Consider the following 23320-nt stretch of genomic DNA (forward strand, 5'->3'; position numbering starts at 1 on the left):
GACTCTTCTCCGAAGGGGCAAAATAACCACACCGAAGTGTGGTTAGGGTTAATGACCCGTGAAACTTAGCGGGTACTTGTGGTTGTTGTGGTCGTGGTTCCGGTATTGGAGCCATCACCACCACCGGTCGCCGCCAGTGCGACCCCCACGGCCGAACTTACGGCGCTGGCGCTGGTTGCGGCGGAACTGCCCGCAGACACAGACGTCGCTGCTGATCCTGCTGCATCACCGGTTTCAACCGGGGCTGCATAGACAGAAGTCGCCGCAAACGCAGAAATGGCAAAAATGCCATACATAACTTTTTTCATTACTATTTCCCTTCATTGGTTGAATGAATGGAGTTTCACCTGAGAAATTCAGGCGATATCGAGTATACACAACTAAAGCAGACGAATTAGGGCTCAGGAAATAAGCAGGCGGGTTTTAGGATAATGAGAGAAAATTGTTATTTCATAATCAGATAAAATAATAAAACCCTTTAAATTCAATCGCCATTAAAAATAAAAGCCTCAAGAAAATCCTAAAAAACAAATTGTGCATTGCCGGTCACAATGGTTTTTAGGATTAACCTGAACAGGCGAAGGGAATAGCCTTGCGGCTCCTTCCTCTTTATTCCTTGTAATTTTAATGGGAAATAAATACCGCGATTTCTGCCTCACGGAAATGCGTTTCGCACAGGATCGATATTCTGCGATCCACATTCTCCGTTCCTCGATTCAATTGCCAACTCTGGTTCAGGCATGTCCATCAGGCGCAGGTTTTCCCGCCTGCCGATGCGTAAAGTGACGGCATCCTGTCACTCTTGTCTGAGGCTCCATCATGAAAACATTCACCGTTGGTCTGTTTGGCATTGGGCTTGATACTTACTGGCCGCAGTTTCACGGCTTGCGCGAACAGCTCGAAGGCTATCTGGGCCGGGTTGACGAGCAATTACAACGCCGAGACGTGGCGGTAGTGAACGCCGGTCTGATTGATAACCCGCACACCATGGATGCCGCCGCGGCGACGTTCGCCGCAAAAAATATCGATGCGCTGGTGCTGTACATTACCACTTATGCGCTGAGTTCCACCGTCCTGCCGTTGGTGCAGCACCTAAACGTCCCAGTGATTATCCTGGCGCTGCAGCCGGAGAAAAAAGTCCCTTGCGCCACGATTAATCAGCATCCGGATCGCGGCGTACGCACCGGCCAATGGCTGGCGCACTGTCAGGCCTGTAGCGCCCCGGAACTGGTGAACGTATTCCAGCGGGCAAACATCGGTTACACCCTGGTGCCCGGTTATCTCGATGATCCCCAGGCGTGGCGGGAAATCGACAACTGGCTGGCGGCCGCCCAGACGGTTCATGCCCTTAAAACCACCAACGTTGGCGTGCTCGGCCACTATTACAACGGCATGTACGACGTCTACTCGGATATGACCAATCTGTCGGCGAAGTTCGGCGTGCGCTTCCGGGTGCTGGAGATTTGCGAACTGGCGGATTCGCTGCCGTCGATAACCTCTGCGGAGCGTGAGCAAAAACACAAACAGGTGTTCGATGCGCTGAACGTCGACCCGGCATGCGAGGCGTTTGAACTACAGCGAGCGATAACCACCTCGGTGGCGCTGGATCAGCTGGTTGCCCGCCATCAGCTGGGCGCAATGGCCTATTACTACGAGGGCGCGTCCGGTTCGCCGCAGGAAAACATCATCACCTCGGTTATTCTCGGCAATACGCTGCTGACCGAGCGCGACATTCCGGTGGCCGGAGAGTGTGAAATCAAGAATGTGCTCGCCATGAAAATCCTCAGCCTGTTGAAAGCGGGCGGTTCATTCTCCGAGCCGTACGGCATGGATTTCGAAGGCGACACCGTGCAGTGGGGCCACGACGGACCGGCGCATCCGCTGATGTCGGAAGGGAAAGTCAGGCTAGTGCCGTTGCCGATGTACCACGGAAAACCGGGCAAAGGGGTGTCGATTCAGATGACCGTCGCACCGGGTCCGGTGACGTTTTTATCGGTGGTGGAACATCGGGATGGTCGCGTCACGCTCCAGTTTGCCGAAGGAGAAGCGGTGCCTGGCGAGGCTCTGGATATCGGTAACACCAACAGCCATTATCGTTTTGCGTTATCGGCCCGGGAGTTTACCCGTCGTTGGTGCGAAGGCGGCCCGGCACACCATTGCGCCATTGGCATGGGTCACGTGGGGGAGAAAATAGAGGCTATCGCGAAGCTGTTAGGGATTCAAAGCTGTCGGATAGCTTGAGTCATTGCCCGGTGGCGCTTCGCTTACCGTGCCTACGGTTTTGTAGGCCCGTGCAAACGCAGTGCCGCCGGGCAAGGGGGCAAACATAAAAAAAGCCTTCTCGAAGAGAAGGCTTTTTGTCATTTATTTCGGGTTTATTTCCAGGATTTATAACGGTTAATCAGACCGTTAGTCGAGCTGTCGTGGCTGCTGACGTCTTTATCATCGGTCAGTTCTGGCAGGATACGGTTTGCCAGCTGTTTGCCCAATTCAACGCCCCACTGGTCGAACGTGAAGATGTTGAGGATTGCACCCTGGGTAAAGATTTTGTGCTCATACAGCGCAATCAGCGCACCCAGGCTGAACGGCGTGATTTCGCGCAGCAGGATGGAGTTGGTTGGGCGGTTGCCTTCGAACACTTTGAACGGCACGACGTGTTCCAGCGTTTTCGGATCTTTACCCTGGTCAGCGTATTCCTGCTCAACCACGTCGCGAGATTTACCGAACGCCAACGCTTCAGTCTGAGCGAAGAAGTTAGACAGCAGCTTCGGATGGTGGTCAGACAGCGGGTTGTGGGTAATCGCCGGCGCGATAAAGTCACAAGGAACCATTTTGGTGCCCTGGTGAATCAGCTGGTAGAACGCGTGCTGACCGTTGGTACCCGGCTCACCCCAGATGATTGGGCCAGTCTGGTAATCCACCGCGTTACCGTTACGGTCAACGTATTTGCCGTTGGATTCCATGTTGCCCTGCTGGAAGTACGCCGGGAAACGGTGCATGTACTGGTCATACGGCAGGATTGCTTCGGTTTCAGCGCCGAAGAAGTTATTGTACCAGATGCCGATCAGCGCCAGCAGTACCGGCAGGTTTTTCTCAGCAGGAGTGGTAGAGAAGTGCTTGTCCATCGCGTGTGCGCCAGAAAGCAGTTCCACAAAGTTGTCGTAGCCAACGGAGAGAATGATCGACAGACCAATCGCGGACCACAGGGAGTAACGACCGCCAACCCAGTCCCAGAATTCGAACATATTCGCGGTATCAATACCGAACTCGCCCACGGCTTTACCGTTGGTGGACAGTGCCGCGAAGTGTTTCGCTACATGCTTTTCGTCACCGGCGGTTTTCAGGAACCAGTCGCGCGCGCTGTGGGCGTTGGTCATGGTCTCCTGAGTGGTGAAGGTTTTAGAAGCGACCAGGAACAGCGTGGTTTCCGGGTTCACATCTTTCAGCACTTCCGCAATATGCGTGCCATCGACGTTAGACACAAAGTGCATATTCAGGTGATTTTTGTACGGACGCAGCGCCTCGGTCACCATGAATGGACCCAGGTCGGAGCCACCGATACCGATGTTCACTACATCAGTAATCGCTTTACCGGTGTAGCCTTTCCAGCTACCAGAGATGATGGCTTCTGAGAAGTGCTTCATCTTTTCCAGCACCGCATTCACTTCCGGCATCACATCTTTGCCGTCAACAATAATCGGCGTGTTGCTGCGGTTGCGCAGGGCAACATGCAGTACCGCGCGGTCTTCGGTGCGGTTAATTTTCTCACCGGAGAACATAGACTTAATGGCACCCGCCAGGTCAGTCTCTTTCGCCAATGCTTGCAGCTTGCTCAGCGTCTCTTCAGTAATGCGGTTTTTAGAGAAGTCTACCAGCATCTGATCGTCGAACGTTGCAGAAAATTTGGCGAAACGGTCGCCATCTTTCGCGAACAGGTCGGCAATCGACACGTCCTTCATTTCATCATAATGTTTCTGTAATGCCTGCCAGGCAGAGGTCTGCGTTGGATTGATGTTTTTCATAGCAATACTCTTCTGATTTGAAAAATGTGACTTCGGTCGATTGTAGCGCCTGCGACGCTTTTTGTGATTATTTTTGTGTGATTGAGAACTTTCAGCTCAGCCTTCGTTATCCTGAACTCATCACCGCTGCTTATAATCTACACATGCGCCATTTCGCAAAATGATTTGCTCCACGTGACGAAGGAAAAAAGAAAAAATGGAACTGCCGGTCCCGTTTCTCCTGGTGATCATCGCCATCGCTTCCCTGCTGGCCCAATGGCTGGCATGGGGTTTACGCATTCCCGCCATTTTACCGCTGCTGCTGATTGGCGTCGGGCTCGGCCCGGTTCTGCATATTTTACAGCCTGATCTGCTGTTTGGCCCGCTGCTGTTCCCGCTGGTATCGCTGGCGGTGGCCATCATTTTGTTTGAGGGTGCGCTGACGCTGCGCTTTGACGAAATCCGCGGTCTCGGTGGCGTGGTGCGCAATCTGGTCACCGTCGGGATGCTGATTACCTTTGCGGTCATTTCACTGGCCTGCTGGGGCATCCTTGGGCTTACACCACAAATATCGGCACTGATTGGCGCGGTAACGGTGGTCACCGGCCCGACGGTTATCGCCCCACTTATGCGCGTGGTGCGTCCGACGGCGGGCATCAACCAGGTACTGCGTTGGGAAGGTATCGTCATCGATCCGGTCGGCGCGATTTTTACCCTGCTGGTGTTTGAATTTATCACTGCTCACGAAACCTCCTCTGGCGGATTCCATCTGCTGATGACGCTGGCGCAGACGCTGGCCGTGGGGCTCGCCAGCGGCGCGATATTTGGCTTCCTGCTCGGCAATGCGCTGAAGCGTGGGTGGCTGCCCGGCTATCTGCAAAACTTTGCGGTGCTGGCGATTGTGTTGCTGACTTTCGGGCTGTCGAACACCCTGGCGGACGAATCCGGGCTGATGGCGGTGACGGTGCTCGGTATTTGGCTCGCCAACATGAAGGAGGTCGAAACGACGGATATCGTCGAATTTAAGGAAGAGCTCTCCGCGATCCTGCTCTCGGCGTTGTTTATCATTCTGGCGGCGCGACTCGACATCCAGGCGCTGTGGGCGATGGGCTGGCCGCTGTTAGGTCTGTTATTGATGGTGCAGTTTGTCGCGCGACCGCTGTGTATTCTGGTCTCAACGTACGGCTCATCCCTGAGCTGGCGCGAAAAACTGCTTCTGTGCTGGATTGCACCTCGCGGGATTGTCGCCGCCGCGGTCAGTTCACTGTTCGCCCTGACGCTACAGAAAGACGGTTACGACGGCGCCGATCAGCTGGTCACGGTGGTGTTTGCCATTATCATTGGCACGGTGGTGCTGCAAAGCCTCACCAGCGGCTGGCTGGCGCGACTGCTCGGCGTGCAACAGCGTAAACCGCGCGGCATTTTGATTGTCGGCGCGAATACCGTGGCCCGTACGCTGGCGCAGGCGCTGAAAAAACTCGATATTCCGGTGCAGCTCAGCGACAACAGCTGGGAATATTATCGTCTGGCGCGAATGGCCGGTTTGCCGACCTGGTACGGTAATGCCTGGTCGGAACATGCGGAGAACTATCTGAACCTGAGCGATACGCGTCAGGTCATCGCCCTTTCACCGAACCGCCATCAAAATGCGCTCGCGGTACTACACTTCAAACATATCTTCGGCGAAAACCGGGTGTTCTCGATTCGTACCGGTCAGGAAACCAAAGGCCGTAGCGAAAAAGAGACGCGGCATGAACGCCTGTTCGATAAAGACGTGACCTGGGCGCGACTCAGCAGCCTGCTCGCCAAAGGTGCGACAGTGAAAGTGACCCGACTGAATGAGAATTTTGGTTGGGAGGATTATCTGAAAGCGAACCCTGGCGCAACGCCGCTGTTTGCCCAAAAAGAGGATGGCGTTTTGATGACAATGAACAGCCACCTGACTCCGCCGCTACCGTGTACATTAGTGGCGATTGTTGAAAATGAAAAATCGACATCATCGTAACATTGACAACACCCCCCAGAACCCTTTATTTATAAAACCCTACCTGCGCATTCGTGCGCAGGCCAGAAGAGGAGCATCGCCCAGGCGAGGTGTTCGAGGAGCCAGTCCTGCGAAAATACCTTATGGGGAGCGATGCCGAGATAGCGGAACATCTGGCAGTGTTCACTATCGGCTACAGAGGCTGAATCCTCTGGGCTGTCACCGGAAGCGACCCGCAGTCGGGCGCTTCACAAGGTGGAGCGCTTCTGGGTGAACTGTAGCTTTCTACGTCTACCCTTCCGCTCTTCCCTTGTGCCAAGGCTGAGAATTTTGCCTGGCTTCTTAAGACGTTATTGTCGCCGTCAATTTGAACACGGACAGCGCGCAGCACCGCAACGTACACGAAGTACGTGAGGATGCGAGCACTGCCCAGGGTCAAAATGACAAGAAAAATAGTCTTAAGAAGCCAGGCTCCCTGACACGAGGTTTTTATGACATACCCAGTATCCCCGCTCGTCGTAGCCAAATTTGGCGGCACCAGCGTAGCCGATTACGAAGCCATGAACCGCAGCGCCGACGTGGTGCTCTCCGATTCCGGCGCACGCCTGGTCGTTCTGTCCGCCTCTGCGGGGGTGACAAATCTGCTGGTTGCGCTGGCGGAAGGTCTCGAATCCACAGAACGCTTCGTTAAACTCGACGCGCTGCGCCGAATTCAGTTCGATATCCTCGAACGCCTGCACAACCCTAACGTTATCCGCGAAGAAGTCGAACGCCTACTGGAAAACATCACCACCCTGGCGGAAGCCGCATCGCTTGCGACCTCAACAGCCCTGACCGACGAACTGGTAAGCCATGGCGAACTGATGTCGACGTTGCTGTTCGTCGAAATTCTCCGCGAACGTAATATCCAGGCCCAGTGGTTTGACGTCCGCAAAGTCATGCGCACCAGCGACCGCTTTGGCCGCGCCGAGCCGGACATCGCCGCGCTGGCTGAACTGACCAGCCAACAGCTCGCCCCGCGCCTGGAAGAGGGCCTGGTGGTCACTCAGGGTTTTATCGGCAGCGAAGCCAAAGGCCGCACCACGACGCTTGGCCGTGGCGGCAGCGATTACACCGCGGCACTGCTGGGTGAAGCGCTGCATGCATCTCGCGTTGATATCTGGACCGACGTACCGGGCATCTACACTACCGACCCACGCGTGGTGCCTGCCGCGCATCGCATCGATGAAATTGCGTTTGAGGAAGCCGCAGAACTGGCGACCTTCGGCGCGAAAGTGCTGCACCCAGCCACGCTGCTGCCTGCAGTTCGCAGCGACATTCCGGTGTTTGTCGGCTCAAGCAAAGATCCGAAAGCCGGTGGCACGCTGGTGTGCAACAAAACCGAGAACCCACCACTGTTCCGCGCGCTGGCCCTGCGCCGCAAGCAAACGCTGCTGACACTGCACAGTCTCAATATGCTGCATTCACGCGGTTTCCTTGCGGAAGTTTTTGGCATCCTGGCGCGCCATAATATTTCAGTTGACCTGATCACCACTTCAGAAGTCAGCATCGCACTGACCCTCGACACCACCGGTTCGACCGCCACCAGCGACACTCTGCTGACGCAGTCGCTGCTGATTGAGCTTTCGGCCCTGTGCCGCGTGGAAGTGGAAGAGAACCTCGCGCTGGTTGCGCTGATTGGGAACGATCTGTCGAAAGCCTGCGGCGTGGGCAAAGAGGTGTTTGGCGTGCTCGAACCGTTCAACATCCGCATGATTTGCTACGGCGCGTCCAGCCACAACCTGTGCTTCCTGGTGCCCGGAGCCGAAGCCGAGCAGGTCGTGCAAAAACTTCATCATAATCTGTTTGAATAATTATCCTTAGCAGGATAAACAATACCTATAGCCGGGCTCGAACCCGGCTTTTTTATACCTATAAAAGACAACATAACATCTGCAAGGAATACATCATGCTCTCGATACTTACGCGGCTGTTCCCGCTCTGGGCCGTGCTGCTCTCCGTACTGGCGTACAAAACACCGACCACTTTCACGGCAATTGGCCCGTGGGTGACCACGCTGCTGATGCTGATCATGTTCGGCATGGGCGTACATCTTAAGCTCGAGGACTTCAAGCGAGTGCTGTCACGCCCGGCCCCGGTTGCTGCCGGGATTTTCCTGCACTATCTGGTGATGCCACTCGCCGCGTGGCTACTGGCGCTGCTGTTCCATATGCCACCGGAACTGTCTGCCGGGATGGTGCTGGTTGGCAGCGTCGCCAGCGGCACGGCGTCAAACGTAATGATTTTTCTGGCGAAGGGTGATGTGGCGCTGTCCGTGACCATTTCGTCGGTCTCCACGCTGGTCGGTGTGATTGCCACGCCGCTGCTGACGCGCCTGTACGTCGACACACATATTCAGGTCGACGTCATGGGCATGCTGCTGAGCATTCTGCAAATTGTAGTGATCCCGATTGCGCTTGGCCTGGTGGTGCATCACCTGCTCCCGCGCGTGGTGAAAGCAGTAGAGCCGTACTTGCCTGCGTTTTCCATGCTGTGCATTCTGGCGATCATCAGTGCCGTGGTGGCGGGTTCCGCTTCGCATATCGCTTCGGTCGGTTTTGTGGTGATTATCGCAGTTATCCTGCACAACACACTGGGCCTGCTCGGCGGCTACTGGGGCGGGCGCCTGTTCGGCTTCGACGAATCAACCTGCCGCACGCTGGCCATTGAAGTCGGGATGCAGAACTCCGGCCTGGCGGCGGCGCTGGGCAAAATCTACTTCGGCCCACTCGCCGCGCTACCCGGCGCGCTGTTCTCGGTCTGGCATAACCTTTCCGGCTCGCTGCTGGCGGGATACTGGTCAGGCAAACCTGTAGAGAAACAGAAAGTGGCGGTGGCGAAAGAGAGTTAATCGATGAAGTGCGTGGCGGCTCACCACGTCATGCAAGAAGAAGTCCAGAGCGTATCGCCCGGTTGTGCGGTACACTCTGGGCTTATTCCTCAGGAGGCTTCACTATGGCAATTTCACGTCTGACCCAGCAGGACATGACCGAGAAAGAACAACGCGAGCTGAAAACCCTCCTCGACCGCGCCCGCATTTCCCACGGCCGCCCGTTGACCAATGCAGAAAATAACAGCGTCAAAAAAGAGTACATCGACAAACTGATGGCCGAGCGGGAAGCAGAAGCCAGGAAAGCCCGTCAATTAAAGAAAAACCAGGCTTATAAAGTCGATAAAACAGCGACATTCACGTGGACTGCCAGCACAGGGCCGCGAGGAAAACGCTAGGCACCCTAAAGCCTACGAAAGAACAAAAATGCCGGGGATTTCCCGGCATTTCTCTTTTGAACTCAGCGCGGTTTACCGCCCTTTCTTCTTGCGCCCTGGTGAGGCAAAACGCTTACGGTTTGCCAGTTCAGCCGGGGTTTTCGCCATATTTTTTGCGCCGCTGCTGGCAGGTTTCTTCGCCGGTGTGACCGCCGTTTTTGGCTTGGCCTTCGCTTTTGCCGGTTTGGCTTCCGAGGACGAGTTTTCAATCAACTTGAACAGTTCGATCAGTTCATCATCGGTCAGGTCGCGCCATTCGCCTAACGGCAGTCCTTTCAGGCTGACGTTCATGATTCGCGTACGCTCAAGCTTGGTGACTTCGAATCCGAAATGTTCACACATGCGACGAATCTGACGGTTCAGACCCTGCACCAGGGTGATGCGGAAAGTGAACGGCGCTTCTCTTTTCACTTTGCACTTTTTCGTCACCGTGCCTAGGATGGGTACGCCCTTACCCATTCCCGAGATAAATTCATCGGTCACCGGTTTGTTGACCGTGACCAGGTACTCTTTTTCATGGTCATTGCCAGCACGCAGGATTTTGTTCACCAGATCGCCGTGGTTGGTGAGGAAAATCAGGCCCTGCGAGTCTTTATCCAGGCGGCCAATCGGGAACACGCGGCTGCTGTGGTTGACGAAATCGACAATGTTATCCTTCTCGCCGTTCTCAGTGGTGCTGACAATACCGACCGGCTTGTTCAATACGATTAACACCAGATCGTCTTCCTGACGCGGCTCGATGAGCTGGCCGTTAACTTTCACGACGTCGCCTGCCACCACCTGATCGCCAATGGTGGCGCGTTTGCCGTTGATGAGCACGTTGCCCTGTTCGATATAGCGGTCGGCGTCACGACGTGAGCAGATGCCACTTTCGCTGATGTATTTGTTTAATCGGATTGATTGAGTCGGCAGCATAGTTTCTCCTGTAGAGGCGAACTATAGCAAAGGCCGATAGCCTTAGAAAACAGCTATCCCCGTCGCTCTTCAAGATACAGGGGTGTTGACTGCTCTCGCTCCCCCGAATCACTTACTTAAGTAAGCTCATCGGGATGAGCCCGATTGCCGCCTACCTGTATCCTGAAGCTATTGGGGATAACAGGCCTGATGATGAGACGGACCAACAATCAATAATCGTCGCGGTCGTCGTCTTCGTCCGGCTGTTCCATCACGCTGTACGCCACCGCACAGAACAGGGAGTTGAGGCGCTTCATATCGCCGAGCAGCCCCAAGTGCAGCGAGCTGGTTTCGATACTCTGCACGTTTTGCTGATGCAGCCTGTCGACATGAGCATGTGAGTAGCGACGATTCAGGATGCGGAAACGGTGCTTGTTACGGCGCAAACGGCGGGCGCTGTCGACGTCACCAGAGAAGAACACTGACATCGCCAGCTGCAGGTTGCTAAGCAACTGCTCGAAAAGAACATCCAGTTCTTTCAGCCCTTCGACGGAAAACGCCCGGCGCGCAGCCAGTGATTTATCGGCAATCTCACTGCCCATGCGCTCGATGATGTCGGAAGCCTGTTCGAGGTTCAGCGACATCTCAATGATTTCCGCCCAGCGTCGGGACTCCTCTTCTGCCAGCTCGTCCTTCGGCATCCGCGCCAGATACAGCTTGATGGCGGTGTAGAGCACGTTGACGTCATCAGCGATTTTGCGCAGCTCTTTCTCTTCGCGCGGCTCACCGTGAATAATCTTGTGCAGGCCCGCCATCATGTTTTCCATCGCATCACCGATGCGCAGCGTTTCACGAGCGGCGTTGGCCAACGCCAGCGTCGGCGTATCCAGCGCCGTTGGGTCGAGATGTTTCGGTTTCAGCCGCGCATCCAGCTCCGGCACTTCCACGATAATACGCTTGCAGAAGCGAGCCATCGGCTCGGCGAACGGCACCATCGCCAGACAGCGGATCAGGTTGTAGAACACGTGGAAGTAGATAACCAGTTCAGATTTCGCTACCGGCAGGTGGGCCATTACGTCCGCAAGCATGTGGATAAACGGCAATACAATCAGGCTGCCCACCAGCTTAAACAGCAGGCTGCCGAGCGCCACGCGACGTGCGGCGGCATTGGCGGTGCTGTTGTTCAGCATCGCCAACAGGCCAGAACCGAGATTCGCACCAATCACCAGACACAGCGCCACCGGGAACGAAATCACACCAGTGGCCGTTAACGTTGCGGTCAACAGCACCGCGGCGAGACTTGAGTAGGTGATGACCGCAAACAGCGCGCCGATCAGCGCATCGAGCATGATATCGCCAGTCAGCGAGGCGAAAATCACCTGTACGCCATTGGCCTGGGTTATCGGGTGAACAGCCTGAACTATCAGCTCCAGCGCCAGCAGGATGAGCCCGAGGCCAATCCCCACGCGCCCCAACTGCCCGGCACGCGTTTGTTTACGCCCGAGGAAGAAGATAACGCCGACGAAAATCAGCAGCGGCGACAGCCAGGAAAGATCGAAGGTCAGCACGCGGGCCATCAGCGCGGTACCCACATCGGCACCGAGCACGATAACCAGCGCAGGCGTCAGCGCCACTAAATCTTGCGCGACAAACGAGGTGACCAGCATGGTGGTGGCATTGCTGCTCTGCACCAGCGCGGTGACACCAATGCCCGCGCAGAAGGCGAGTGGTTTCTTTTCAACGCTGCGGCTGAGTACGGTACGCAGGCGGGCGCCGAAAACGCGCATCACGCCGGTTCGAACGATATGTGTCCCCCAGACCAGGAGCGCCACTGCGGATAGCAGATGTAATAAAATTAGCATGGGTTATTTTTCTCCTTATTCTACGGGATATGCATCCTGATCCCCTTTCAGTATAAGGGTTTACGTACAATAAAGAGACAAGGCGCCGTAAGGGCGCCTCGTTTGTTGTAAGGAAAGATGACAGATTTATGACTTAATCAGCGTCATAGCCCAGGTTTGGTGCCAGCCAGCGCTCGGCTTCTGCGACGGTCATTCCCTTGCGGAAGGCGTAGTCTTCCACCTGATCGCGCTGAATTTGTGCAATGGCGTAGTACTTGCTGTCCGGGTGGCTGAAGTACCAGCCCGAAACCGAGGCGCCAGGCCACATGGCGTAAGACTCAGTGAGTTTCATGCCGGTGTGGGTTTCGGCATCCAGCAGCTGCCAGATGGTGGCTTTTTCGGTGTGTTCCGGACAGGCCGGGTAACCCGGAGCCGGGCGAATACCCTGGTAGTTTTCGCGAATGAGCTCCTCGTTGCTGAGGTTTTCATTGGCGGCATAGCCCCAGTGCACTTTGCGCACGCGTTCATGCAGGTATTCTGCGAACGCTTCCGCCAGACGATCGGCAATCGCCTTGATCATGATTTTGTTGTAGTCGTCATGCTGCGCATCAAACGCATCGGCCAGTGCGTCTTCCTCCAGCCCACCGGTGACCGCAAAGGCACCAAGATAATCCGCTTTTCCGGACGTTTTTGGCGCGACGAAATCAGACAAACAGTAGTTAGCGAAGCCCACCTTTTCCGTCTGTTGGCGCAGATGACGACTGACTGCCAGCACATGCGTGCGGGTTTCATCACGATAAATTTCGATGTCGTCGCCGATACGGTTCGCCGGGAACAAGCCCACGACGCCGCGCGGATTCAGCGATTTGTTCGCACTGAGGTTATCGAGCATTTCATTGGCATCGGCAAACAGGCGTTTAGCCTCTTCGCCCACCACTTCATCTTCGAGAATGCGCGGATATTTACCCGCCAGCGACCAGGTCATGAAGAATGGCGTCCAGTCGATGTAGTTACGCAGCGTTTCGATGCTGGCGCTGACGGCCTGCACGCCGAGACGATGCGCGACCGGCGGCGTGTAGCTTGCCCAATCGAAGGCCAAATCGTTATCGCGGGCGACCTGCAATGACACCGGTGGCGTGCGCGGTTTTTTACGCGCGTGCTGGATACGCACCGTGTCATATTCCTGACGCGTGCGGGCAACAAACGCATCACGCTGCGTCGCCGAAAGCAGTGCAGAAACCACGCCCACGGTGCGCGAGGCGTTCTGCACATACACCGTCGGGCCGCTGTAGTTCTGCTCGATTTTCACCGCCGTGTGCGCTTTCGAGGTCGTTGCGCCGCCAATCAGCAACGGAATGGTGAAACCCTGACGCTCCATTTCTTTCGCCACGTTGACCATTTCATCCAGCGACGGGGTGATCAATCCGGAGAGGCCAATCAGGTCGGCATTCACTTCGCGCGCGGTTTTGAGGATTTTGTCAGTCGGCACCATCACGCCAAGATCGATAATCTCGTAGTTATTACATTGCAGTACTACGCCGACGATATTCTTGCCGATGTCATGCACGTCGCCCTTCACGGTGGCGATGACCATTTTTCCGTTGGTGGAGCCTTTCTCTTTGCTGGCTTCAATGTACGGTTCAAGATACGCCACCGCCTGTTTCATCACGCGGGCGGATTTCACCACCTGCGGCAGGAACATTTTGCCTTCGCCGAACAGGTCGCCGACCACGTTCATGCCGTCCATCAACGGCCCTTCGATAACTTCGATTGGCCGCGAGGCCTGTTGGCGCGCTTCTTCGGTATCGATTTCGATAAATTCTGTGATGCCTTTGACCAGTGAATACTCGAGACGTTTTTTCACTTCCCAGCTGCGCCATTCAGCTTGCTGAGTATTGGCCGCTTCATCGGTTTTGCTGCCGCGGTATTTTTCAGCGAGATCCAGCAGACGTTCAGTGCTGTCATCGCGACGGTTGAGCACCACGTCTTCCACCGCGTCGCGCAGTTCAGCGGGCAAATCGTCATAAATCGCCAGTTGTCCGGCGTTGACGATACCCATGTCCATCCCGTTGCGGATCGCGTAGTAGAGGAACACGGCGTGGATGGCTTCGCGCACCGGGTCGTTACCGCGGAACGAGAAAGAGACGTTAGAAACGCCGCCGGAAATCAGCGCGTGAGGCAACTCGCGTTTGATGTCTTCGCACGCGCCGATGAAGTCCTGCGCGTAGTTGTTGTGCTCTTCGATGCCGGTCGCAACGGCGAAGATATTGGGGTCGAAGATGATGTCTTCCGGTGGGAAGCCCACATCTTCGGTCAGAATTTTATAGGCACGGGTGCAAATTTCGATTTTGCGCGCGCGGGTGTCGGCCTGGCCAACTTCATCAAACGCCATGACCACCACGGCAGCGCCGTAGCGACGGACTTTTTTGGCGTGAGCGACGAAAGCTTCGACGCCCTCTTTCATCGAAATGGAGTTAACGATGCCTTTGCCCTGAATACACTTCAGACCTTTTTCGATAACCTCCCACTTCGAGGAGTCGATCATGATTGGCACGCGGGCGATGTCTGGCTCACCGGCAATCAGGTTCAGGAAGCGTACCATCGCCGCTTCGGCGTCGAGCATCCCTTCATCCATGTTGATGTCGATTATCTGCGCGCCGCTTTCCACCTGCTGAAGGGCAACATCCAGCGCTTCGGCGTATTTCTCTTCTTTTATCAGGCGCTTAAATTTGGCTGAACCCGTGACGTTGGTACGTTCCCCGACGTTCACAAACAGGCTCTCAGCGCCGATATTCAACGGCTCAAGGCCCGCCAGACGGCAGGCGACCGGCAGTTCCGGCAGCTGACGTGGCGCAAGGCCTTCCACCGCACGGCTCATCGCCGCAATGTGCTCCGGCGTGGTACCGCAGCAACCGCCGACGATATTCAGGAATCCGGACTGCGCCCATTCACGAATTTGCGCCGCCATGGTGTCGGCATCAAGATCATATTCCCCGAAAGCATTCGGTAAACCGGCGTTCGGGTGCGCCGTAACGTAGCACTCCGCAATGCGCGACAGCTCCTGCACATACTGGCGCAGTTCATCTGGCCCCAGCGCACAGTTCAGACCAAACGACAGCGCATCCGCATGACGCAGCGAGTTATAGAACGCTTCCGTAGTTTGCCCAGAAAGCGTACGGCCGGAAGCATCGGTGATGGTGCCGGAAATCATGATCGGCAGATCAACGCCTAACGCCTCCATTTCCTCTTTCACCGCGTAAATCGCGGCTTTGGCATTGAGGGTGTCAAAAACGGTTTCGATAAGAATCAGGTCTGAGCCTCCTTCCACCAGCGCTTTGGTGGATTCGCGGTAGGCGACCACCAGCTGATCGAAGGTGACGTTACGAAATGCCGGATCGTTTACATCGGGAGAAATAGACGCCGTGCGGTTAGTCGGGCCAAGCACCCCGGCGACATAACGCGGTTTGTGCGGCGTGCGGGCCGTCCATTCATCGGCACAGGCGCGAGCCAGCTTTGCCGCCGCGAAATTTATCTCCGCCGACAGCGATTCCATCTTGTAATCCGCCATGGCGATGGTCGTTGAGTTAAAGGTATTGGTCTCAACGATGTCCGCCCCGGCCTCGAAATAGGCATTATGGATGGCGGCAATGATGTCCGGTTGGGTCAGCACCAACAGGTCGTTGTTGCCTTTCAGGTCACTCGACCATTCAGCGAAGCGTTCGCCACGGTAATCTTCTTCGTTCAGGCGATAGCCCTGGATCATGGTGCCCATGCCCCCGTCCAGAACCAGGATTCTTTCTTTTAATTGCTGCTTCAGCTGCTTTTCAATGGTGCTCACGCGGACTCCCGACAACGCTCTTATCAACAAGCCATAGTGGCATATTCAACCACCGTGGAAAAGAGAGCCACGCGGAACATGAGAGATGTTCACCACCACTGCTCCGATCAGTTCTGATAACGGTTGCATTATAATCAAATAAAACGAAAATGATTTCCACGATACAGAATAAGGAGCTCGTCATGGTTGCAACTGTTCCCGCAAAACGTGGCAGAAAACCCGCCCCTGCCGCAGCGGCCCCACAACCCACCGGCCAGGTACAGTCGCTGACACGCGGCCTGAAGCTGCTGGAGTCGATTGCAGAGTCCCATGGCAGCGTGGCGTTGACAGAGCTGGCGCAGCAGGCTGGCCTGCCGAATTCCACCACTCACCGCCTGTTGACCACCATGCAGCAGCTGGGTTTTGTTCGTCAGACCGGCGATCTGGGCCACTGGACGGTGGGCGCACACGCCTTCATCGTCGGCAGCAGTTTCCTGCAGAGCCGTAACCTGCTGGCGATCGTGCACCCAATCCTGCGCAAGCTGATGGATGACTCCGGAGAAACGGTAAACCTGGCAGTGCTCGACCAGAGCGACCATCAAGCGATCATCATCGATCAGGTGCAGTGTACGCAGCTGATGCGCATGTCCGCACCTATTGGCGGCAAGCTACCGATGCACGCATCAGGCGCCGGGAAGGCATTTTTATCTCAGTTGACTGACGAGCAGGTGAGCGGCTTGCTGCACCGGAAAGGGCTGCACGCCTACACGCACGCGACCCTGGTTTCGCCGGTGCATCTGAAAGAAGATTTGGCGCAGATTCGCAAGCGCGGTTACTCGTTTGATGATGAAGAGCACGCGCTTGGCCTGCGTTGTGTGGCGGCGTGTATTTACGATGAGCACCGTGAACCGTTTGCCGCCATCTCCATTTCAGGGCCAATTTCCCGTGTGACCGATGATCGCGTGACCGAGCTTGGGGCGCTGGTGATTAAGGCGGCGAAAGAAGTGACGCTGGCGTTCGGTGGCACACGCTAAAACGCTGGCGTTTACGGTAAGCAAAAACATCTTCCACGTGCCCGTCCCTAATGCGCGTTTGCAGGCCTCGCCAGTAGTCTGCGCGCAGCAGATCGGCGTGCATTTCCTCAAACAACGGGCCAATACGGGCATCAGCACACAGCCAGTGACGAAACTCTTCCGGGAAGACATCCCCCGGTGAGACGCTATACCACGGCTCGCTGGCGAGTTCATCTTCCGGGTAACGCGGTGGCGGAATGTCGCGGAAATTCACTTCCGTCATGTAGCAGATTTCATCGTAATCATAAAATACGACCCGACCGTGGCGCGTGACGCCGAAGTTTTTGAATAGCATGTCGCCGGGGAAAATATTGGCCGCCGCCAGCTGGCGAATAGCGTTCCCGTATTCTTCGACCGCATCACGTAACTGCTGGCCGTTGACCCGTTCCAGCCAAAGATTGAGCGGTACCATCCGCCGTTCAATGTAGAGATGACTGATGGCGATGCGGTCCCCGAGATCGGTGATTTTCTGCGAGACTTCCTGCCACAGTAGGGCGAGCAGCGCGGGAGATATTTGCCGTTTTTCCAGCACGAAGTTTTCAAACTCCTGCGTGTCAGCCATTCGCCCCACGCGGTCATGTTCTTTAACCAGCTGATAACAGGCCCGTACGTGCGCCGCGCTCATCTCTTTTTGTGGCGCAAACCTGTCTTTGATGACCTTAAATACCCGGTCAAAACCGGGCAGCGTGAAGACCAGCATTACCATGCCACGAATACCCGGAGCTTCGATAAACTGTTCTTCTGTTTGCCGAATATAGGTCAGATATTCGCGATAGCTTTCCGTTTTACCATGCTTCTGGCAGCCAATCGCCATGTACAGTTCAGCGGTGGTTTTACCCGGCAATATTTCCCGCAACCATTCGACTAATGCCGCCGGGAGGGGCGCATAAACCATGAAATAGGAGCGAGCGAAGCCAAAGACAATGCTGGCCTCGGCGCTGGTCGTCAGACAGGTATCAACGAATAAATCGCCTTCATCGCTACGATGCACCGGCAACAGCAGCGGCACGATGCCCTCCGGCGTGTACAGCTTAGCAACCAGCCAGGCCGCCTTATTGCGATAAAACAGCTCGTTAGCGACCTGCAGATGCGATTCTCTTAAAACGTCTGCCCCAAAGGCATCCGTCAGATGCGCCACGATATATCCCACGTCGCGCGCTTTATCCTGCCACGACAGGCGCAGCGGCAGGTCCGTCAGCATTTGATTGAGCAGCGTCTCCCAGCCATTCTCCGGGTAGAAATCTTTCGCCAGTGGACGAGGAATGGCGCGAAAGCGGCGCTCCGGCTGAGAGCTGAAAATAAAAAGCCGCTCGGGAGTCAGCGAGCGGTGGTCAAATAACCGACAATACACAGAGTTAAAAAAGCTTTCGGCAATTTCAAAGCGAGGGTAATCAGGCAGCAGCGCGGTGTAATGCTCTTTCACCCGCAGCAAAAAAGCCGCATCCGGACTTTTGCCTTCTGTGATACAACGCAGTTGTTCCACTACCAGGCCCACATGATGGTCGTACAGATGAATACGCTGTTTCATCGCCTGCTGTACTGCGTGCCAGTCTGCCTGCTCGAAACGCTGCTGCGCCCCGGAAGTCACCTCCAGAAAGCGGCCATACTGCGCGTCGAATCCTTGCAGAATAGTTTGAGCGATTAACAGTTCGAGGCCACGCGTCATCTGCATCTCCGTTGTGGGTTCCTCTCTCCCCGCAGGAAGAGAGGAAGAAATCAGAACTGCGATTCTTCGGTCGATCCTGTCAGCGCAGTGACGGAAGACGCACCACCCTGAATGATGGTCGTGACCTTGTCGAAATAACCCGTGCCCACTTCCTGCTGATGCGAGACGAAGGTATAGCCCTGTTTGCCTGATTCAAACTCAGGCTGCTGCACTTTTTCGACATAGTGGCGCATCCCTTCGCCCTGCGCGTAGGCGTGGGCCAGATCGAACATGCTGAACCACATGCTGTGAATGCCCGCAAGGGTGATGAACTGGTATTTGTAGCCCATTTCCGACAGCTGCTGCTGGAAGCTGGCGATAGTTTTATCGTCCAGATTTTTCTTCCAGTTAAATGACGGCGAGCAGTTGTAGGCCAACAGTTTGCCCGGATATTTAGCGTGGATAGCCTCAGCGAAGCGGCGAGCCAAATCAAGGTCCGGTGTGGAGGTTTCACACCACACCAAATCGGCATACGGCGCGTAGGCCAGTCCGCGGCTGATTGCCTGCTCGATACCCGCACGGGTACGGTAGAAACCTTCGCTGGTGCGCTCACCGGTGACAAATTCGCTGTCGTACGGGTCACAGTCGGAGGTTATCAAATCTGCGGCGTCGGCATCGGTACGGGCAATCAGCAGCGTCGGCACGCCGAGTACGTCGGCAGCCAGACGTGCGGCAACCAGTTTTTGAATCGCTTCCTGGGTTGGCACCAACACTTTGCCCCCCATGTGTCCGCATTTTTTCACCGAGGCCAGCTGATCTTCAAAATGAACGGCCGCCGCGCCCGCTTCAATCATCGACTTCATCAGTTCGAAAGCATTAAGCACGCCGCCAAATCCGGCTTCCGCATCGGCGACGATCGGCAGGAAGTAGTCGATATAACGAGGATCGTTTGGCTCAATGCCCGATGCCCATTGGATCTGATCCGCACGGCGAAACGTGTTGTTGATCCGATCCACCACCGACGGCACAGAATTAGCAGGGTACAGCGACTGATCCGGATACATGCTCGAGGCCAGGTTGGCATCTGCCGCAACCTGCCAGCCGGACAAATACACGGCTTCAATCCCCGCTTTCGCCTGCTGCAGCGCCTGTCCGCCAGTCAGCGCACCGAGGCTATTCACGTAGCCCTTTTTCGCGTCGCCGTGCAGCAGACGCCACATTTTCGCCGCGCCGTGCTGCGCCAGCGTGCATTCCGGATTCACCGATCCGCGTAATTTCACCACCTCTTCCGCGCTGTACGGGCGGCGAATGCCTTCCCAGCGCGGGTTGGTCCATTCCTGTTTGATCTCTTCGATTTGTTGGGTACGGGTTTTCATTGGCAGATGCTCCATTTTTATTATTGGGTGAGTTAGGCCAGCAGGCGGTAGCCGGGCAGCGTTAAGAAATCGACAAGTTCTTCGGAGGTGGTGATTTGCTCCATCAGGCGCGCCGCTTCGTCAAAGCGACCGCTGCTGAAGCGGTGTTCGCCGAGTTCGTCCTGCACAACCCGCAGCTCTTCAGCCAGCATCTGGCGGAAGAGCGCTTTGGTCACTGGCGTACCGTTGCTGAGCGTCTTCTGGTGATGGATCCACTGCCAGATAGAGGTGCGGGAAATTTCTGCCGTCGCGGCATCTTCCATCAGGCCGTAAATCGGTACGCAGCCGTTGCCGGAGATCCACGCTTCGATGTACTGCACAGCCACACGAATGTTGGCGCGCATGCCCTCTTCCGTACGTTCGCCATCGCATGGCGCCAGAAGCTGTTCAGCAGTAATCGGTGCGTCGTCATCGCGGGTCACGAACAACTGGTTTGGGTTGTCGCCCAGCACATCGTTAAATACTGCCATCGCGGTATCTGCGAGGCCAGGATGCGCAATCCATGTGCCGTCATGGCCGTTGTTGGCCTCCAGCGCTTTATCCGCCTTCACCTTATTGAGCACCTGTGTATTGCGCCCGGCATCTTTGCTTGGGATAAACGCCGCCATGCCGCCCATCGCAAACGCTCCGCGCTTATGGCAGGTTTTGATGAGCAAACGCGAATAAGCGCTGAGGAAAGGTTTGTCCATCGTGACCATCTGTCTGTCAGGCAGCACACGGTCGGAATGATTCTTCAACGTTTTGATATAGCTGAAAATGTAATCCCAGCGCCCGCAGTTCAGACCAACGATATGGTCCCGCAGCGCATGCAGGATTTCGTCCATCTGGAATACCGCCGGGAGCGTTTCAATCAACAGCGTGGCTTTGATAGTGCCGCGCGCCAGGTCGAAACGGTCTTCAGTAAAGCTGAACACTTCACTCCACCACGCCGCTTCCTGCCAGGCCTGGGTTTTCGGCAGATAAAAATAAGGACCGCTGCCTTTGGCGAGCAGGTTTTTATGGTTGTGGAAGAAGTAGAGTGCGAAATCAAACAAGCTTCCAGGAATGGACTCTCCACGCCAGGTCACATGCTTTTCTGGTAAATGAAGTCCGCGAACCCGGCATACCAGCACCGCAGGATCCGGCCCTAGCTGGTAAATTTTCCCGGCTTCATTGGTGTGGCTGATAACGCCGTCAACCGCATCGCGCAGGTTGATTTGCCCGTCGATGACTTTGTCCCAGTTCGGGGCCAGCGAATCTTCAAAATCCGCCATAAACACTTTTACGTTGGCGTTCAGCGCATTGATGACCATTTTACGTTCAACGGGGCCAGTTATCTCCACCCGGCGGTCGAGCAGATCCTGAGGAATACCGCGAACCTTCCATTCTGAATTCCTAATGGAATCGGTTTCCGAAATGAAATCTGGCAGTTGGCCGTTATCGATATTTTGCTGCTGCTGAATACGTGCAGCCAGCAGCTTGTTGCGTTTTGGCGTGAACCGGGTAACCAGTTCATTGAGAAATTCGATCGCTTCTGGGGTCAGGATCTGCTGTTCCTGTTCACCAAACGGCTGGCTGAAGGCCAGTTCTTCTGCGGTTGTTGCCTGTTGTGTCATTGCGCGGCTCCTCGTCGTTGATCCAAAGTCACTTCCCAAAAACGAACAATGATCGTTGTCTGGTTTTCGTTCAGTTCAATTAAGCCTACGCAATAATTATCCAAAATCAAAAACAATTTCCATTTTTGAATGGAATAAAACTTAACACATTGATAACTTTAAATTTAAAGTTTTATCACTATTTGGTTATGTTTTCGGAAATAAAAAAGGCACCCGTAGGTACCTGTTCTGGTGTGCTGAATCGCTTTACGATCGCATAGACCGAAGATTACTCCAGCGTCGGATTCATATGACGCAGATCATATGGTGTTATCTGGTAGACGTAATAGTTGAGCCAGTTGATGAACAGCAGGTTGCCGTGGCTACGCCAGGTCGCTCGCGGTTTATTTTGTGGATCGTTTTTAGGGAAGTAGTTGTACGGTACTTCCGGGGAAAGCCCGGCTTCCTCATCACGGAAAAACTCACCGGCAAGGGTATGTGCATCGTATTCCGGATGTCCGGTTACGAAAGCAATCCGCTTGTCTTTGCTGGCAAACAGATAAGCGTCTCCATCTTCCGTTTCAGCCAGTATTTCGAGGTCTGTGTAATCACGGATCAGCGCCGCTGGGAAATCAGCGTAGCGGGAATGCGGGGCCAGGAACGAATCATCAAAGCCGCGGGTCAGCAAGGCATGAGGTTGCAGGATGTGGTGTTCATATACGCCAGAGAGCTTGTCAGAGCGGGTTTGTTTCGGGATACCATACAAAATATTCAGGGCGGCCTGAACGGCCCAACAGACGAACAGCGTTGAGGTAACGTGATCTTTTGCCCACTCGAGCACTTGTTGGATCTGCGGCCAGTAGGCGACATCGTTGAATTCAACCAGGCCTAGTGGAGCGCCGGTGACAATCAGACCATCGTAATTGTCGTCACAGATGTCTTCGAAATTGCAGTAGAAATTATTGAGGTGCTCGACCGGTGTATTACGGGATTCACGTGCATCTATGCGCAGCAGCTGAACATCAACCTGTAACGGTGAATTCGACAGCAGACGAAGGAACTGGTTTTCCGTCTCGATCTTTTTCGGCATCAGATTAAGGATCAGCACCTTTAGCGGGCGAATTTCCTGGTTGGTGGCACGCGATGCCGTCATCACAAAGACGTTCTCATCACGCAAGAAATTGACGGCCGGTAGCTCGTCCAGCACCCGAATCGGCATAACCTAATTACCTCACAGCATACGTTTACACGTTTAGACATCCAGATAGCTGAAGATAACCAGGAATAAGTAAAATGTCGAGTCCGCATGTGAAAGGTGAGAAAGTTTCATGGCCGCTATTGCCCGTGGATCGGCTTTTGAGGGAAGTATAGTCTTAAAAATGATTGGTTTGATATAAGGAAGGCTTGTGGATAACGCTGTGGACAGGCTGCGCATAAACGCAAAAAAACCCGGCCTTTCGGTCGGGGTTTCTGACTTGTTTGATGCCTGGCTGTTGTATGCCGGGCTTCCTGCCCGGCCCCTTCGGGCTGCACTGCGTGCAGTGCAAATCCGTTCCCGACGGATTTGTCCTACTCATAGCGTCGCTCACCGACAAACAACAGGAAAAACAAAAGGCCCAGTCTTTCGACTGAGCCTTCCGTTCTGTTTGATGCCTGGCAGTTCCCTACTCTCGCATGGGGAGACCCCACACTACCATCGGCGCTACGGCGTTTCACTTCTGAGTTCGGCATGGGGTCAGGTGGGACCACCGCGCTGTTGCCGCCAGGCAA

General features: G+C 55.2%; 15 protein-coding genes, 1 rRNA gene and 1 riboswitch. Of the genes, 6 read left to right on the forward strand and 10 right to left on the reverse strand.

The genetic code is table 11. The annotated features are described in order from the left end of the window. Nucleotides 1-65: 65 nt before the first annotated feature. On the reverse strand, nt 66-308 hold the full coding sequence (gene yjbE / locus MUU47_RS04455; RefSeq protein ID WP_159776584.1) for an exopolysaccharide production protein YjbE: 243 nt from the start codon (nt 306-308) through the stop codon (nt 66-68). Nucleotides 309-819: 511 nt separating this feature from the next. Between yjbE and MUU47_RS04460 the strand changes: the two genes are divergently transcribed. Further along, nucleotides 820-2241 carry an L-fucose/L-arabinose isomerase family protein gene (locus MUU47_RS04460; protein WP_258986954.1) on the forward strand — a complete coding sequence of 474 codons (1422 nt, stop codon included), beginning with the start codon at nt 820-822 and terminating at the stop codon, nt 2239-2241. Nucleotides 2242-2375: 134 nt separating this feature from the next. Here the strand turns inward: MUU47_RS04460 and pgi are convergent, their stop codons facing one another. Then, a complete protein-coding gene (gene pgi / locus MUU47_RS04465; protein ID WP_258986955.1) occupies nt 2376-4022 on the reverse strand; it encodes a glucose-6-phosphate isomerase in 1647 nt (548 codons plus the stop codon). Between the two features lie 196 nt (nt 4023-4218). Here pgi and MUU47_RS04470 point away from each other — a divergent pair, with 196 nt between their 5' ends. The 4 genes from MUU47_RS04470 (at nt 4219) to MUU47_RS04485 (ending at nt 9252) form a co-directional block, all read left to right on the forward strand. Then, the gene (locus MUU47_RS04470) at nt 4219-6006 is read left to right on the forward strand and encodes a cation:proton antiporter (protein WP_258986957.1); all 1788 of its coding nucleotides are present in this window, start codon (nt 4219-4221) and stop codon (nt 6004-6006) included. Nucleotides 6007-6064: 58 nt separating this feature from the next. Beyond that, a riboswitch (Lysine riboswitch) is annotated at nt 6065-6259 on the forward strand. Nucleotides 6260-6476: 217 nt separating this feature from the next. Then, nucleotides 6477-7838 (forward strand): lysine-sensitive aspartokinase 3, encoded by a 1362-nt coding sequence (gene lysC / locus MUU47_RS04475; RefSeq protein WP_258986959.1) that lies wholly within the window; start codon nt 6477-6479, stop codon nt 7836-7838. A gap of 95 nt (nt 7839-7933) precedes the next feature. Beyond that, nucleotides 7934-8875, forward strand: a complete 942-nt coding sequence (panS, locus tag MUU47_RS04480; RefSeq protein ID WP_258986961.1) for a ketopantoate/pantoate/pantothenate transporter PanS — start codon at nt 7934-7936, stop codon at nt 8873-8875. Nucleotides 8876-8979: 104 nt separating this feature from the next. After that, nucleotides 8980-9252 carry a YjbD family protein gene (locus MUU47_RS04485; protein ID WP_258986962.1) on the forward strand — a complete coding sequence of 91 codons (273 nt, stop codon included), beginning with the start codon at nt 8980-8982 and terminating at the stop codon, nt 9250-9252. 72 nt (nt 9253-9324) lie between these two features. Here MUU47_RS04485 and rluF read toward each other — a convergent pair whose 3' ends face one another. The 3 genes from rluF to metH form a co-directional block, all read right to left on the reverse strand. After that, complete coding sequence (gene rluF / locus MUU47_RS04490; RefSeq protein WP_258986964.1) at nt 9325-10206, reverse strand: 23S rRNA pseudouridine(2604) synthase RluF; 882 nt, start codon at nt 10204-10206, stop codon at nt 9325-9327. Nucleotides 10207-10415: 209 nt separating this feature from the next. Beyond that, nucleotides 10416-12047 carry a Na/Pi cotransporter family protein gene (locus MUU47_RS04495; RefSeq protein ID WP_258986965.1) on the reverse strand — a complete coding sequence of 544 codons (1632 nt, stop codon included), beginning with the start codon at nt 12045-12047 and terminating at the stop codon, nt 10416-10418. Between the two features lie 133 nt (nt 12048-12180). Then, nucleotides 12181-15864: a methionine synthase gene (gene metH, locus MUU47_RS04500; protein ID WP_258986966.1), complete on the reverse strand. Its 3684-nt coding sequence runs from the start codon at nt 15862-15864 to the stop codon at nt 12181-12183. A 182-nt stretch (nt 15865-16046) separates the two neighbouring features. Here metH and iclR point away from each other — a divergent pair, with 182 nt between their 5' ends. Further along, nucleotides 16047-16877, forward strand: coding sequence for a glyoxylate bypass operon transcriptional repressor IclR (gene iclR, locus MUU47_RS04505; protein WP_159776565.1), 831 nt, complete (start codon nt 16047-16049; stop codon nt 16875-16877). Here the strand turns inward: iclR and aceK are convergent. From aceK to rrf, 5 genes are all read right to left on the reverse strand, one after another. Further along, nucleotides 16831-18582: a bifunctional isocitrate dehydrogenase kinase/phosphatase gene (gene aceK / locus MUU47_RS04510; protein ID WP_258986967.1), complete on the reverse strand. Its 1752-nt coding sequence runs from the start codon at nt 18580-18582 to the stop codon at nt 16831-16833. The two genes, iclR and aceK, sit on opposite strands and share 47 nt — an antisense overlap. A 50-nt stretch (nt 18583-18632) precedes the next feature. Continuing rightward, entirely contained in the window at nt 18633-19937 is a 1305-nt protein-coding gene (aceA, locus tag MUU47_RS04515) for an isocitrate lyase (protein ID WP_258986968.1), read from the reverse strand. A 32-nt stretch (nt 19938-19969) separates the two neighbouring features. Next, complete coding sequence (aceB, locus tag MUU47_RS04520) at nt 19970-21571, reverse strand: malate synthase A (RefSeq protein ID WP_258986969.1); 1602 nt, start codon at nt 21569-21571, stop codon at nt 19970-19972. A gap of 268 nt (nt 21572-21839) precedes the next feature. Beyond that, complete coding sequence (gene metA / locus MUU47_RS04525; protein ID WP_258986970.1) at nt 21840-22769, reverse strand: homoserine O-acetyltransferase MetA; 930 nt, start codon at nt 22767-22769, stop codon at nt 21840-21842. Nucleotides 22770-23201: 432 nt separating this feature from the next. Beyond that, a 5S ribosomal RNA gene (gene rrf, locus MUU47_RS04530) occupies nt 23202-23317 on the reverse strand. Nucleotides 23318-23320 lie beyond the last annotated feature (3 nt).

The sequence above is a fragment of the Scandinavium hiltneri genome, from assembly GCF_024764835.1.
Lineage (GTDB): Bacteria > Pseudomonadota > Gammaproteobacteria > Enterobacterales > Enterobacteriaceae > Scandinavium > Scandinavium hiltneri.

Excerpts from the sequence above, each read along its gene's own strand:
- aceK (WP_258986967.1), bottom strand. The coding sequence starts at position 18,582 with ATGACGCGTGGCCTCGAACTGTTAATCGCTCAAACTATTCTGCAAGGA.
- MUU47_RS04460 (WP_258986954.1), top strand. The coding sequence starts at position 820 with ATGAAAACATTCACCGTTGGTCTGTTTGGCATTGGGCTTGATACTTAC.
- MUU47_RS04495 (WP_258986965.1), bottom strand. The coding sequence starts at position 12,047 with ATGCTAATTTTATTACATCTGCTATCCGCAGTGGCGCTCCTGGTCTGG.
- rluF (WP_258986964.1), bottom strand. The coding sequence starts at position 10,206 with ATGCTGCCGACTCAATCAATCCGATTAAACAAATACATCAGCGAAAGT.
- lysC (WP_258986959.1), top strand. The coding sequence starts at position 6,477 with ATGACATACCCAGTATCCCCGCTCGTCGTAGCCAAATTTGGCGGCACC.
- MUU47_RS04485 (WP_258986962.1), top strand. The coding sequence starts at position 8,980 with ATGGCAATTTCACGTCTGACCCAGCAGGACATGACCGAGAAAGAACAA.
- pgi (WP_258986955.1), bottom strand. The coding sequence starts at position 4,022 with ATGAAAAACATCAATCCAACGCAGACCTCTGCCTGGCAGGCATTACAG.
- iclR (WP_159776565.1), top strand. The coding sequence starts at position 16,047 with ATGGTTGCAACTGTTCCCGCAAAACGTGGCAGAAAACCCGCCCCTGCC.
- aceB (WP_258986969.1), bottom strand. The coding sequence starts at position 21,571 with ATGACACAACAGGCAACAACCGCAGAAGAACTGGCCTTCAGCCAGCCG.
- MUU47_RS04470 (WP_258986957.1), top strand. The coding sequence starts at position 4,219 with ATGGAACTGCCGGTCCCGTTTCTCCTGGTGATCATCGCCATCGCTTCC.
- metA (WP_258986970.1), bottom strand. The coding sequence starts at position 22,769 with ATGCCGATTCGGGTGCTGGACGAGCTACCGGCCGTCAATTTCTTGCGT.
- yjbE (WP_159776584.1), bottom strand. The coding sequence starts at position 308 with ATGAAAAAAGTTATGTATGGCATTTTTGCCATTTCTGCGTTTGCGGCG.
- panS (WP_258986961.1), top strand. The coding sequence starts at position 7,934 with ATGCTCTCGATACTTACGCGGCTGTTCCCGCTCTGGGCCGTGCTGCTC.
- aceA (WP_258986968.1), bottom strand. The coding sequence starts at position 19,937 with ATGAAAACCCGTACCCAACAAATCGAAGAGATCAAACAGGAATGGACC.